17 protein-coding genes and 1 other annotated feature are annotated in these 12,641 nt (G+C 42.4%); of the genes, 12 read left to right on the top strand and 5 right to left on the bottom strand.

The window, feature by feature from the left end; translation table 11 throughout:
• Positions 1–193: 193 nt before the first annotated feature.
• The 6 genes from Len3610_RS17825 to proS all read left to right on the top strand — a co-directional run bounded on the left by Len3610_RS17825 (position 194) and on the right by proS (position 5,285).
• On the top strand, positions 194–814 hold the full coding sequence (locus Len3610_RS17825; RefSeq protein WP_176449739.1) for a glycerol-3-phosphate acyltransferase: 621 nt from the start codon (positions 194–196) through the stop codon (positions 812–814).
• 15 nt (positions 815–829) lie between these two features.
• Positions 830–1,315 carry a DUF456 domain-containing protein gene (locus Len3610_RS17830; RefSeq protein WP_176449129.1) on the top strand — a complete coding sequence of 162 codons (486 nt, stop codon included), beginning with the start codon at positions 830–832 and terminating at the stop codon, positions 1,313–1,315.
• Between the two features lie 21 nt (positions 1,316–1,336).
• Entirely contained in the window at positions 1,337–2,167 is an 831-nt protein-coding gene (thiD, locus tag Len3610_RS17835) for a bifunctional hydroxymethylpyrimidine kinase/phosphomethylpyrimidine kinase (protein WP_176449130.1), read from the top strand.
• Between the two features lie 181 nt (positions 2,168–2,348).
• Positions 2,349–2,900 carry a cysteine hydrolase family protein gene (locus tag Len3610_RS17840; protein ID WP_176449131.1) on the top strand — a complete coding sequence of 184 codons (552 nt, stop codon included), beginning with the start codon at positions 2,349–2,351 and terminating at the stop codon, positions 2,898–2,900.
• 97 nt (positions 2,901–2,997) lie between these two features.
• The gene (locus Len3610_RS17845; protein ID WP_176449132.1) at positions 2,998–3,531 is read left to right on the top strand and encodes a GNAT family N-acetyltransferase; all 534 of its coding nucleotides are present in this window, start codon (positions 2,998–3,000) and stop codon (positions 3,529–3,531) included.
• 38 nt (positions 3,532–3,569) lie between these two features.
• Positions 3,570–3,788, top strand: a binding site (T-box leader).
• A gap of 99 nt (positions 3,789–3,887) precedes the next feature.
• Entirely contained in the window at positions 3,888–5,285 is a 1,398-nt protein-coding gene (proS, locus tag Len3610_RS17850) for a proline--tRNA ligase (protein ID WP_217994070.1), read from the top strand.
• Between the two features lie 446 nt (positions 5,286–5,731).
• On the opposite strand, the gene Len3610_RS17855 is transcribed toward proS, so the two are convergent.
• The 5 genes from Len3610_RS17855 to Len3610_RS17880 form a co-directional block, all read right to left on the bottom strand.
• Positions 5,732–6,058: a type II toxin-antitoxin system PemK/MazF family toxin gene (locus Len3610_RS17855; RefSeq protein ID WP_176449134.1), complete on the bottom strand. Its 327-nt coding sequence runs from the start codon at positions 6,056–6,058 to the stop codon at positions 5,732–5,734.
• Positions 6,058–6,291 carry an AbrB/MazE/SpoVT family DNA-binding domain-containing protein gene (locus Len3610_RS17860; protein WP_176449135.1) on the bottom strand — a complete coding sequence of 78 codons (234 nt, stop codon included), beginning with the start codon at positions 6,289–6,291 and terminating at the stop codon, positions 6,058–6,060. Before Len3610_RS17860 ends, Len3610_RS17855 begins: the two co-directional genes overlap by 1 nt.
• A 434-nt stretch (positions 6,292–6,725) precedes the next feature.
• Positions 6,726–7,205, bottom strand: coding sequence for a glutathione peroxidase (locus tag Len3610_RS17865; protein ID WP_176449740.1), 480 nt, complete (start codon positions 7,203–7,205; stop codon positions 6,726–6,728).
• A 635-nt stretch (positions 7,206–7,840) separates the two neighbouring features.
• Positions 7,841–8,062 (bottom strand): hypothetical protein, encoded by a 222-nt coding sequence (locus Len3610_RS17875; protein WP_176449137.1) that lies wholly within the window; start codon positions 8,060–8,062, stop codon positions 7,841–7,843.
• A 240-nt stretch (positions 8,063–8,302) separates the two neighbouring features.
• The gene (locus tag Len3610_RS17880) at positions 8,303–9,289 is read right to left on the bottom strand and encodes an oxygen-dependent tRNA uridine(34) hydroxylase TrhO (RefSeq protein WP_176449138.1); all 987 of its coding nucleotides are present in this window, start codon (positions 9,287–9,289) and stop codon (positions 8,303–8,305) included.
• 285 nt (positions 9,290–9,574) lie between these two features.
• Between Len3610_RS17880 and Len3610_RS17885 the strand changes: the two genes are divergently transcribed.
• From Len3610_RS17885 to Len3610_RS17910, 6 genes are all read left to right on the top strand, one after another.
• Positions 9,575–9,772, top strand: a complete 198-nt coding sequence (locus tag Len3610_RS17885; RefSeq protein ID WP_303700421.1) for a cold shock domain-containing protein — start codon at positions 9,575–9,577, stop codon at positions 9,770–9,772.
• Between the two features lie 94 nt (positions 9,773–9,866).
• Positions 9,867–10,556, top strand: a complete 690-nt coding sequence (locus Len3610_RS17890; RefSeq protein ID WP_176449140.1) for a class I SAM-dependent methyltransferase — start codon at positions 9,867–9,869, stop codon at positions 10,554–10,556.
• A gap of 1 nt (position 10,557) precedes the next feature.
• Positions 10,558–10,866: a hypothetical protein gene (locus Len3610_RS17895; protein WP_176449141.1), complete on the top strand. Its 309-nt coding sequence runs from the start codon at positions 10,558–10,560 to the stop codon at positions 10,864–10,866.
• 61 nt (positions 10,867–10,927) lie between these two features.
• Entirely contained in the window at positions 10,928–11,374 is a 447-nt protein-coding gene (locus Len3610_RS17900) for a GNAT family N-acetyltransferase (protein ID WP_176449142.1), read from the top strand.
• 70 nt (positions 11,375–11,444) lie between these two features.
• Positions 11,445–12,107 carry a TraR/DksA C4-type zinc finger protein gene (locus Len3610_RS17905; RefSeq protein WP_176449143.1) on the top strand — a complete coding sequence of 221 codons (663 nt, stop codon included), beginning with the start codon at positions 11,445–11,447 and terminating at the stop codon, positions 12,105–12,107.
• Positions 12,108–12,192: 85 nt separating this feature from the next.
• Positions 12,193–12,399 (top strand): zinc ribbon domain-containing protein, encoded by a 207-nt coding sequence (locus Len3610_RS17910; protein WP_176449144.1) that lies wholly within the window; start codon positions 12,193–12,195, stop codon positions 12,397–12,399.
• The last annotated feature ends 242 nt before the right edge of the window (positions 12,400–12,641 follow it).

Raw genomic sequence — 12,641 nt, forward strand, 5'->3', positions numbered from 1 at the left:
AAAACATGAGTCATCCTTCTCCATCATGGGTTTGAAACACTGCAAAACACGCTAAGAACGAATATCCGGTAATTATCCCTTCTATCATTACAATCGAAAGAAATCGGAAAAAAGGGGCATGATTTTCAAAAATAATTGTCTTGAAGTTACAGATGTCTGAATATAAGATAAGATAAAGGGGAGGGGATATATGGTGTACGTATTGATTGTAAGTTTGATTGGTTACTTGTTTGGCTGTGTTCACGGTTCGCAGCTTGTTGGTAAATATAAAAAAATGGATATTAAGAAGACAGGTGTCAAAAATTCCGGCGCATCCAATACAACGATATTATTGGGCTGGAAATATGGTATTCTGGTTGCGCTTATCGATATTTTTAAGGCGACATTATCAATATTACTGGTATTATATATTCTGGAAAGCCAGGGGATCACCGGGCCGGAACAAACATTATTGGTATATATTAATGCTTTGTTCATCATTATCGGTCATAATTTTCCCGTTACCATGAAGTTCAGCGGCGGCAAAGGTACGGCATCGTTGATCGGTGTGCTGCTTGCTGTTGATTGGCAGATAGCAGTCATTGGAATCGGAATTTTACTTTTATTCACATTGGCAACCGATTATTTGGTTGTTGGCGTTTCATTCATGTATGTTTCATTTTTGGTAACGACTTTTCTGTTCTTTGGAATCGAACCGACGATGGTTGTTGTGCTATTATCGGTCATGAGTATTATGAAACATATGGAGAATTATAAACGTATCATCAATAAGGAAGAAACAAAAATATCAAGTATGTTTCGAAAACAGCCTTAGAACCAGGAGGCCGCAATGCTGGACATTATCGTTTGGATTATTATCGTTGTACTATTTATCGCAAGCTTTGCAGGTGTTATTTTTCCGATTATTCCATCCCCGTTAGTGCTTTGGGTTGGTTTCCTGCTTTATCATTTTGTCATTAATGCCGATGAATTGACTTGGTTTTTTTGGATAGCAATGGCTGTATTAACGGTTATTCTGATCGTATCGGATATCATCGCCAACAGCTATTTTGTCAAAAAATACGGCGGCAGCAAGTGGGGTGAGCGCGGTGCTGCCATTGCTGTCATCATCGGTTCATTTATTATGCCGCCCTTTGGCATTCTGATCATTCCATTTATAACCGTTCTTGTCATTGAATTAACGCAGGCGAAAACATTTGATGAAGCTGTACGTGCTTCCATCGGATCATTAATTGGATTTTTGGGTGGTGCAATCGCCAAGGTCGTTATCCAATTGGTGATGATTGTATGGTTCTTTATCGTTATCATATTCTAACAGCAGAAAGGATTTTTCAGAATGAATCTACCATCACGCGTTATCACAATTGCCGGTTCTGCAGCTGGTGGAAGCGCCGGCATCCAGGCAGATCTGAAGACATTCCAGGAATTGGACGTTTACGGGATGAGTGTTGTGACAGCTATTGTTGCGCGGCATCCTGAAACAGATAAAAACGTTCACTTGCAAACACTGGAAGCTATCGAGGCACAATTTGCCACAGCGATGAAGCAGGTTGGTGCTGATGCACTCAAAACAGGCATGTTGTTTTCCAGGGAAATTATTGAAAAAGCAGCAGATTTGATTGCCGCTTCAGATAAGAAAACAGTGGTAGTCGATCCGGTCATGGTGGGGAAACTTGATTCGAAATTGCTCGCAGATGATGCCATTGATGTTTTGAAGTCACGATTGGTGCCAATGGCTGATGTTATTACACCAAATGTACCTGAAGCATCGTATCTGTTGGATGGACGGAACTTAAAAACAGTTGATGATATGAAACAAGCCGCCATCGATTTGTACGATCTGGGACCACAATATGTACTGGTTAAGGGCGGCAGGTTGAAAGGTGAAGCGGTTGATGTCCTGTACGATGGTGAGACACTGACCGCATTTGAAGCACCGCGGGTTGATACGGAAAACACGAGTGGGGCAGGCTGTTCGTATTCGGCGGCGATTACAGCCTATATGACAAAAGGTTATTCGATGCCGGAAGCGGTTCGTCTGGCGAAAAGCTTTGTCACGACGGCGATTGAATATGGTTTCACTTATACTGATATGGTAGGGCCGACGTATCATGCGGCAGAGCGCATGAAAGGTGAAGCACATAAGATTAAAGTGGAAAAGCTTTGATTGAATTAACTGTTCCGAGTACTTGTGAGCGAAGTGCCTAAGCGTGCGATGGGTCCCAAACCGTGCGAGGAGCTGCTGAAACGTTCGGGATGGAATCAAAATTGTGCGGGGAGCATCACTGACGCGTGCAAGAGAAATATCAAAACAGTACAGCAAAAATTGATAAAGGGGAGAGGGATGGATGGGAAAGCGAGCGTTAGTCAATGTGGATTATACGGTTGATTTTGTGGCGGATGAAGGACGGTTAACGTGTGGTAAACCGGGACAGGCTATTGAGGAAAATATCGTTTCGATTACGAGGGATTTTATTCATGCAGGGGATTTTGTCGTTTTTGCAATTGATGCACATGAGGAAGGTGACACCTTACATCCTGAGACAGAACTGTTCCCGCCGCACAATATTATTGGTACAGAGGGACAGGAGCTGTATGGATCGCTAGCATCCGTTTATGCGGAACATAAGGACAAAAGCAATGTCTATTACTTCGACAAAACACGCTACAGTGCTTTCGCCGGTACCGATCTGGAGATTAAACTTCGTGAACGGGGAATTGAGGAAATCCATCTCGTCGGTGTTTGTACTGATATTTGTGTGTTGCATACCGCCATCGATGCGTACAATAAGGGCTTTAACATTGTCGTGCATAAGGATGCTGTTGCAAGCTTTAACGCGGTGGGGCATGACTGGGCACTCGGCCATTTTACAGATACATTGGGTGCGAAAGTGGTATAAGGTTAAGGAGAAGCCAGGCGACGTGAAGCCTGGCTTTTCCGGTTGATAAATCCATCTTCCTTTCAAATAATTACATGTTGTAAATGGGGGATTACTGATGGGATCAGTTTTTAAAAGCAAGTACTTTAACAATTTTACAGTCAGACAGGCTGACGAAAGCGATGCACATTCCATCATCAGAATTCTGCGTGATGCGGCCGGCTGGCTGATTGAGAAAGGCATTCATCAGTGGGATGTTTATTTGACGGATGAAGCAGCTGCGGAGATCAACAAAGACATCACAAAAGGGACAACCTATATTGTAGAAGATAGTCAGTTCAATGCCATTGCGACATTCAATCTTTCAAAAGAACAGAACGATCTGGACAAAAGCGTATGGGGAAACCGTGACGATAACGCCCTTTATTTGCACCGGTTGGCTATTGATAAACACTATCGTCACCTGAATTTAGGCAGGGAGTTATTAAATTGGATTTTAGCTAATGCTGCGGGCAGCGTGCTTCGTTTGGACTGTATTGCAGACAATCCGCGACTGAATCAATTTTATCGTGATACAGGTTTCACGTTTGTAGGCTATGCCGAGGCAAAGTCGATCATGTTTTCCAAATATGAAAAACCTGTTAATGCTTGACTTTGCAAGGGTATCCTTTTATATTTAAACATATAATATATGAAACGTTGATGAGGATAAGTCAGCTTGTATGTCTTTGACAGAGAGGAAATGGCTGGTGTGAATTTCCAAGACATAACTGGAACCTGCCTCTGAGTTCGCCGTCAGGATGGCTTTTGCCAAAAGATGTGCGCGGTTTAAACCGTTATGTCATGAAGTGTGCAGTACGTTTGGTCGGCTGCAAACAAGGGTGGTACCACCAGGCCTCGGTCCCTTATTTCAGGACGGAGGATTTTTTAACATAGAAATTCCACATATTTTTTGAAGGAGTGTCTTAGTTGGCTAAAAACAAACAATTTGTTGAAAAAATTACCGCGATGGAAGACGATTTCGCGCAGTGGTATACAGACGTTGTCAAACAGGCGGAATTGGTGGACTATGGAACAGTACGCGGAACGATGATTATTAAGCCATACGGTTTTGGCATCTGGGAAAATATCCGTGATGAACTGGACAGGAAGTTTAAGGAAACCGGCCATTCCAATGTATACTTCCCATTGTTCATTCCGGAAAGCTTGCTGCAAAAGGAAAAAGACCACATTGAAGGGTTTGCTCCCGAAGTTGCCTGGGTAACCCATGGCGGCGATGAAGAGCTGGCGGAGCGGATTTGTGTCCGGCCGACATCTGAAGTACTGTTCGGCGAATATTACTCGAAAAACATCCATTCCTATCGTGACTTGCCGAAATTGTACAACCAGTGGAGCAATGTCGTCCGCTGGGAAAAAACAACCCGTCCTTTCCTGCGTTCGCTTGAATTTTTATGGCAGGAAGGGCATACAGCGCACGCGACACGTGAAGATGCAGAAGAGGAAACAGCGCGCATGCTGCAGATTTACGCGGATGTTGCTGAGGATTATCTGGCTATACCTGTTTTGCACGGTAAAAAGACCGAAAATGAGAAATTTGCCGGCGCGAATTATACCTTAACAATTGAAAGCCTGATGCACGACGGCAAAGCGTTACAGTCCGGGACGTCGCATTATTTTGGAACAGGTTTTGCTGAAGCGTTCGATATTAACTATCTCGATGAAAATGGTGATCAAAAACCGATCCATCAGACATCATGGGGCATGTCCACACGTATTATGGGCGCACTCATAATGGTGCATGGCGATAACCGCGGCCTGGTGATTCCGCCCCGGATTGCACCGACTCAAGCAATGGTTGTGCCGGTTGCCCAGCATAAAGAAGGTGTTCTGGACAAGGCGTATGACTTGCGTGACCGTCTGCAAAATCTTGTCCGTGTTGATATCGATGGCAGTGATAAGAAGCCGGGCTGGAAATTCAATGAGTATGAAATGAAAGGAATCCCGGTCCGGATTGAGATGGGGCCGAAAGACATTGAAAACGACCAAGTGGTGCTGGTCCGCCGTGATACTGGTGAAAAGGAATTTGTTCCACTAGCTGAACTGGAAGAGCGGCTGCCTGCTCTCTTGGAAGAAGTGCAGCGGAACTTGTACAATCAAGCGCTGGAACACCGTGAAGAAGCAACCACGACGGCTGTTACTATGGATGAATTCAAAAAAGCTTTGGAAGAGAATCCAGGCTTTATCAAGGCGATGTGGTGCGGCGATGCGGAATGTGAGGAAAAAGTTAAGGAAGAAACGTCTGCCACATCCCGCTGTATTCCGTTTGAACAGGAGGAAGTTTCGGATTCCTGTGTATGCTGCGGAAGAGAGGCAAAAGAGATGGTTTATTGGGCAAGAGCTTATTAAGCAGTTGGTGTTTGAAGCTTAAATGCATATGACCACACAAAATAGCATGTGAAAACCTTATGTGGTTTCACATGCTATTAATTATTTCGCTGTTTAAAAGACATTATTCCTCTAAGAGCAGGTTTGCTAATTTTTGTTTACTCTCTTTATCAAATTCTGAAGTGCAAATAACGTATTAATATTAAAACAAATAAAGATGAAACATAAACAATAGAAGCGTAATCAAATGAATCTCTTAAAAAGAAAACAAAAACAGTGAGTGGTATGGATACTGCTAACCTTAACCCAAGCATGTATTTAATACGCTTTGTATGTAACAACTGTCATACTTCCTGGAGTTGATTTGATACGCTGAAAAAGTCATTTACTTTAAATAATGTTGTTAAGTGCCCGTATTGTGAAGAAAAACAATTCATTATATGAATATACTTTATTTTTGACCTTCTTCATATATAAGTATGTATCACCTTAACAACTCTATTGACAAGGTTGTTAGGTGCTTGTCCTGCGATTCGTGCATTCCTCGTTCTCCAATCCAAGTTTTTCATTTGATCGGCAATGACTACTCCCCCGACTACCGCATCATCTGGAATCTGGATATGGAAACCCCATTTTCTATCTGTTCGGCTGACCGGACAAACCGTTGCGTAGCCTGTGACCTCATTAAAACGCTTTGGTGAAAGCACAATTGCGAGTCTGTGTCCTGCTTGCTCTGTTCCTGCTTGGGGGTCAAAATCTAAAAAGATGAAATCCCCTCGGTCTGGACATTGCATTAAATTTCTTCCCTCCCCATTGGTCTGCTGAAAAATTCTTCGTGGGGATTACCCCCTTCACATTGCGCCAAAAGATCTTCAAGCGTTGGCTCATCATCGGCTGGCTCAATAAAGATCCCTTTTTCGTCAGCTTTTACATTCACTTTGGAGCCGTCCTGCACACCGAAACGATCTGCTATTGACTTAGGAATGCGTACCCCAAGACTGCCGCCCCATTTTTGAACAGTCGTCATGTGATTGACCCCCTTATTTCCTTTTGATACCATTATATCACCTCGAGAAACTTTTGTATATATCATTATATATATCTTTCGCTGAATTTATGCAAAAATACTGTTTATTGAAAGGAATTTCCTGAACGTTCATAGAGAATGCAACGCGAAAAAACAAAAATCATGAGTGGCTTCTCATGCTTAAATGTGATCGATTTCTGCTTTTAACTGGAGCGCTGATCTCTTGAATGATCCTGCTTGAACAGGAGAAAGTTTCGAATTCTTTCGTATGCTGCATCAGAGAGGCAACAGAACCGGTTTACTGGGCACGAGCTTATTAAAGCATGAAAAAATCAAGCGCTGTTTGCAGCCGCCCGATTTTTTTCATGTTCCGGAAACTCAAACATGTTCCGGACACGAAAATGCTGTCCCGGTCAAATGGTGGGACAGCATTTTCAACTTTGCAGTGCTTCTTCAATATCCTGTTGAAGGGTTTCCGGCTTTGTTTGTGGTGCATAGCGGCTTATAACGTCACCATTTCGATTAATCAGGAATTTGGTAAAGTTCCATTTTATTTGTCTGGTCATCATACCTTTTGCCTGTTGTGTCAGGTACACAAATAATGGATGTGCATGTTCGCCTTTGACATCAATTTTGCTGAACATGGGGAAGGTGACGCCGTAGTTGCTTTGGCAAAAGTCAAGAATATCCGCATCATCCCCTGGGTCCTGGCTGTTAAATTGATTACACGGAAAGCCCAGAATAACCAGACCCTCATCTTTATACGTATCATAAAGCTTTTGTAGACCGTCAAATTGCGGGGTAAACCCGCATTCACTGGCAGTGTTGACAATTAGGAGTACTTGTCCTTTATAGTCAGCCAGTGACTTTTCCTCCCTATCCATTGTTTTTGCTGAGAATTCATAAACACTAATGGAAAACGCCCCCTTTTTTGTAAAGAATAACAAGGTGGTCCAATTGTTGTCAAAAAATTGGATCAATAGTATTTGTGTCTTTATTCCGCGTGTAACAGATAGTAAACCGCCAAAGAACAGTGGCAACTAACTTTCTTTAAATGTCCGATTTTGTTCGGGACTACACGATGCAGATTGCAGGAGGACCCCGCACAGGACAAGGAAAACTTCGGCGATACATCTTTGAAAGTAAAAGTGGTTTCCTTTTTCGAGGACGTTGCGTCTTTAGCCATTGTTCCTCTTCAATCAGTATGGAAAAATGACCCACTTGATTGAAGTTTCAGGTATGGGGAGGCCATTAGAAAATACATCCGCCGAGACTAATATCTTTTATTTTGGCGTTGATGCTGAAACGCGACGATTAAGTAAATTTCTTTGTTCGGATAATACTTGTAGGAAATGATATTAGGTTTTACTTTAACATAATTTCTGTTTTTATAGTTTCGGGAAGGAAATAAACACCCTGTTTGGAGGATTGTTTTTTCGATCTCCAGGATGAGTTGTACTTTATATTCTGCGGTTTCCTGTTCGCTGTAGAGTTCGCTTTTAATTTCGGAGAGTTTATTTGAAGCTGTTTCGGTCCATTCAACTTTCATCTAAATTTTACCATTTCTAACCTTTTCGATAACTTCTTTTGTAGATAGCACTTTACCCTGCTCTATATCCTGTTCTGAACACGCAGTCATTTTTCTTATTTTAGAATCTGCTTCAAACTGCTGAATTTCAGTCTCACTTATAGAAGAACCGTGTTTGTTTTTTTCTTCTAATAAATTAAGCACTGATTCCAATTCATAATTGACGCCATTATAGCCTACCACAGCTTTTTCATCATTGCTTTTCCGTCCTTAACCTTTAATTTATACATATACGGCACCTCCTTCTTCAATTATAATACATAAAGCCTTCAGTCGAAAGTTTTTGTTATTTTATGCGAATTTATTTTTTCTAATTCTTCAAGCTGAACGGGGGTGGGGAAATTATTAAAAGCAGTCAACCTTAATAACATTTAAAAAAGGCCATCCAAACGTGTTGCAGATGGATGGCCTTTTCCTGTTTGCTTAGTAAGCTTCCTGTTTTTCTTGTTTTTCTTCTTCAATGATTGCAAGTTTACGGTCAATTTCTTCCTGAGATAAATTGTTTTCCCGGACATACAGGTTATCCCGGCTTACCCGGCATTCATGGGTACAGCCGCGCATATATTTATGCTCGTTTTCTTCCGAGCAGATGATTTGTTTGTTGCATGAAGGATTGGCGCAGTTGACATAGCGTTCGCAAGGCTCTCCGTCAAAATAATCCCGTCCAACAACGACGTGCTCGTTTTGGTTGATTGGCACCGAGATACGCTGATCGAAGACGTAACATTTGCCGTCCCAGAGCTTACCTTGCACTTCCGAATCTTTACCGTACGAAACAATGCCGCCGTCGAGCTGATTAACGTCTTCAATGCCTTCATCCATCAGCCAGCCGGAGAATTTTTCACAGCGTATACCGCCGGTGCAATAGGTCAGCACCTTTTTATCCTTCAACTGATCTTTATTTTCGCGAATCCAGTCAGGCAGTTCGCGGAATGCTTCAATGTCCGGCCGGATTGCCCCGCGAAAGTGTCCAAGGTCATATTCATAATCGTTGCGTGCATCCAGAATAACTGTCTCTTCATCCTGCATCGCTTCATAAAATTCTTTCGGTGAGAGGAATTTAGCTGTTTTTTCCAGCGGGTTGACATCCTCTTCATCGTTTAATTTCAAACTGACAATTTCCTGACGATGGCGGACGTGCATCTTTTTAAAGGTATGCCGATCATGTTTATCAATTTTGAAGGTCATGTCAGCAAAGCGCGAATCCTGATGCATGGCTTCCATATATTTCTGCGTTTGTTCGACCGTACCGGATACCGTTCCGTTCAGACCCTCATGTGCCACGAGAATCCGTCCTTTGAGTCCGAGGTCCTGACAGAAGGCCAGGTGCTCTTCCGAAAAGGTCACCGGGTCATCAATCGGGACGAATTTATAATAGAGCAGTACCCGATAATCCTGATTATTTTCCATTTTTACCACCTACCATTTATATTTGCAAGATACAAATGCAGTGGATAACTTATTATAATCTTGCAGAGAAATATTTTATCACGTTTAAACGTTTTTTGCCAGAAGCAGAAATTTCCCGAACTAATTTTCAAAAACACTTGCATTTTCCTGCGATAAGTAGTAAAGTAGCAATAAGCAAACGGAATTGAAATTAGTAATACTTTACGATCTCTTTAACAAGTGGTGTAAAAGTATTTAAGGTTCAATTACTTTGCACATATTTGTATAAGGAGGTCATTTAATATGATGACTGGAACAGTAAAATGGTTCAACGCTGAAAAAGGATTCGGTTTCATTGAGCGCGAAGAGGGAGACGATGTATTCGTTCACTTCTCAGCAATCAATCAAGAGGGCTTCAAAACACTTGAAGACGGTGAGAATGTTGAATTCGAAATCGTTGAAGGCAACCGTGGCCCACAAGCAGCAAACGTAACGCGTCGTTAATAATGACGATTCAATAAAAGGTTTATCTCTTTGTGAGGTAAGCCTTTTTTGTTTAGGATAAATAATGAACGACTTGACCGATTGGAGGGATTGTATGGCAGATGAGCGCCATTGGCATAAGGAGGCTGAGTTTCAGTGGGATAATCGAGCAGACTTCTGGAACCAGCGTAGTGTGGAAATGTGGGACAACGGCAGCCGGAAAAATATCACACCATTTATTGAAGAGCATTTGCAGCCAGAAAGCAGCATTATCGATGTAGGCTGTGGTGATGGATATGGTTCCTTTAAGCTGTATCAGTCAGGCTATCATGTGACGGGAGTGGATATATCCGGTGAAATGATCAGGCTTGCCAAAAAACGGCTTCATCAGGAAGACATTTTCTTTTCTCAAGGGGACGTAATCGATTTACCCATACAAGATAACGGTATAGATAGTGTCATGGCTATTAATGTGATTGAGTGGACAGAATCGCCTGTAGATGTCTTAAAGGAATTTGACCGTGTTTTGACAACGAACGGAATACTATTTGCCGGGATCTTAGGACCGACAGCAGGGCCGAGAATGAACAGCTATTCGAGGCTTCGCGGGGAAAGGACGATTTGCAATACCATGATGCCATGGGAATTTCAGCAGCTTGCCCTGGAAATTGGCTTTGACTATGCAGATGGATTTGGCGTATTTAAAAATGGTGTCAGCGAACATCATTACAGGGATTTGCCGCTGGATTTGCAACAAGCACTGTCATTTATGTGGGTTTTTATGCTGCGAAAGGTGGGCAAATGATATGGACAGAAATGACATCGAGCAAAGAGTAATTGAAAGCTATCAACAGGATGAAAAGATGATGATTCTCGTTTTCGCGCAGTGGTGCATCAATCATGATGTTGACCCCGAAGTGTTATATGAACGCGCCTATCCAGATCAAAAGGACAACCAAGCTTTGAAGGAAGCAATGGATCTGACGGTCACCAAGCAGGAATCAGAGGAAATTGCTGATCAGACACTGCTTAATATACTACAGGTTTTCGAAAACGGTGATTTGGCATTTGTAATACAGGAGATAATGGCTGATAAAACCAGTAAAAAGCGCTGAATGAATGAAACGTGCTGATGATTAAAGACAAATTGACAGATACAAGGGGAGAGGGACGTTCGTGGACTGGTACATAAAAGCTTTTCAGAAGCTGACAAATGATGACTTATACGCCATTTTGAAACTCCGGATGGATATTTTTGTTGTCGAGCAGGAATGCCATTATCCGGAACTCGATAATCATGATCAGGAGGCTATTCATTATTTTTTGAAAGATGGTCATGATATTGTTGCTAACGCACGTATTTTACCAAAAAATACCATGTCCCAGGAGGCATCCATTGGCAGGGTTGCCGTTGCTGAAAAGTACCGCAGTCGTAACTATGGCCGTCTGATCATGCAAAAAGCGATTGATTATATTTCCGGTCAATGGAATGAATCAGTTATCAAAATCGAAGCTCAGGCGCATTTAAAAAAATTCTATGCAGATCTTGGGTTCCGGCAAGTTTCTGAACCATATCTTGATGATGGGATTCCTCACGTTGACATGATATGGAAGCGAAATTAAAGTATCATTCATTTGTATTGACACATAGTATGATTAGCAATGCATTTTTAGAAAATGGAGGCTGTCAGCTATGATTACGAATGATCAGCTTAAACAATGCAAAAACATACTATTGGAACGACAGAATGCGTTAATCCCCCAGGTGAAGGATCATTTCGGAACGTCGCTGGAATTGACGAAACAATCAATGGATGAATTATCCAGTTATGATAACCACCCCGGAGATATGGGAACGGAGATGTTTGAGCGTGAAAAGGATATCGCTCTGAATGAACATGCGGAACAGGAATTGAAAGAGATCAATGCAGCCCTTCATGCGATAGCGGATGGCACATATGGCATCTGCAAAGAATGCGGAGCGGATATTCCATTTGAGCGGCTGGAGGCTGTCCCTACAGCAGACCGCTGTTTTGAGCATGCTGAACATAATAATAATGCTCCGGTTGACCGTCCTGTAGAAGAAGGCGTATTTAGCCCGAATATAAATCCGGATGAAATAACCGCTGAGGAACAAACAGGATACGATGCGGAAGATGCATGGCAGGAAGTAAGCCGGTATGGCACATCGGAAACAGCATCGGATTTTTATGGCGACCGTGATCATTATGATGAAATGTATCCAAATAGTGATGAGAATGTCGGAAGTGTCACCGATGAGGAAAGCTTTTTGGCAGCTGATCAGGACGGGAATTTCACGGGTGTTACACCAAATCATGACAAGTATGAAGAATAGGTAATGGCAATGCTGCCGCAAAATTTGGCGAAGATGAAACAATCATAACTTCCAATTCGTATAGTATCATAAGGAGTTGATAAGAATGGAAGATAATCGCGGATGTATCAAATGCGGCAGCACGGATGCTGAGCAGAATGAAGCAGCCATGACCGGGACAGGCTTATCCAAGATGTTTGATGTACAGAAAAATCAGTTCATCGTTGTATCATGCAAAAACTGTGGCTATTCGGAGTTCTACAATAAGAATAGTTCGACCGGCAGTAATATTTTTGATTTCTTCTTTGGATGAAAAAAAGCTCCTGATCAGGGAGCTTTTTTAAAAGAAAATATAAAACCCATGGCTGCACAGCTCTGCTGCTGTGGTATTTTTATGGGAACATTAGCGCGATATGGCACGTCCGGCAAAAGTGCTGATTCGCGCGAAAAGGGGGAAATATCGCGCAACAATCATCCGATTTCGCGCGGCGCAGCCCCAATTCCGCGCGACAACTGCGTGATTTCGCGCAGCACCCTTTCGACTTCGCGCATCGA

Source organism: Lentibacillus sp. CBA3610, assembly GCF_013373365.1.
Taxonomy (GTDB): domain Bacteria; phylum Bacillota; class Bacilli; order Bacillales; family Amphibacillaceae; genus Lentibacillus.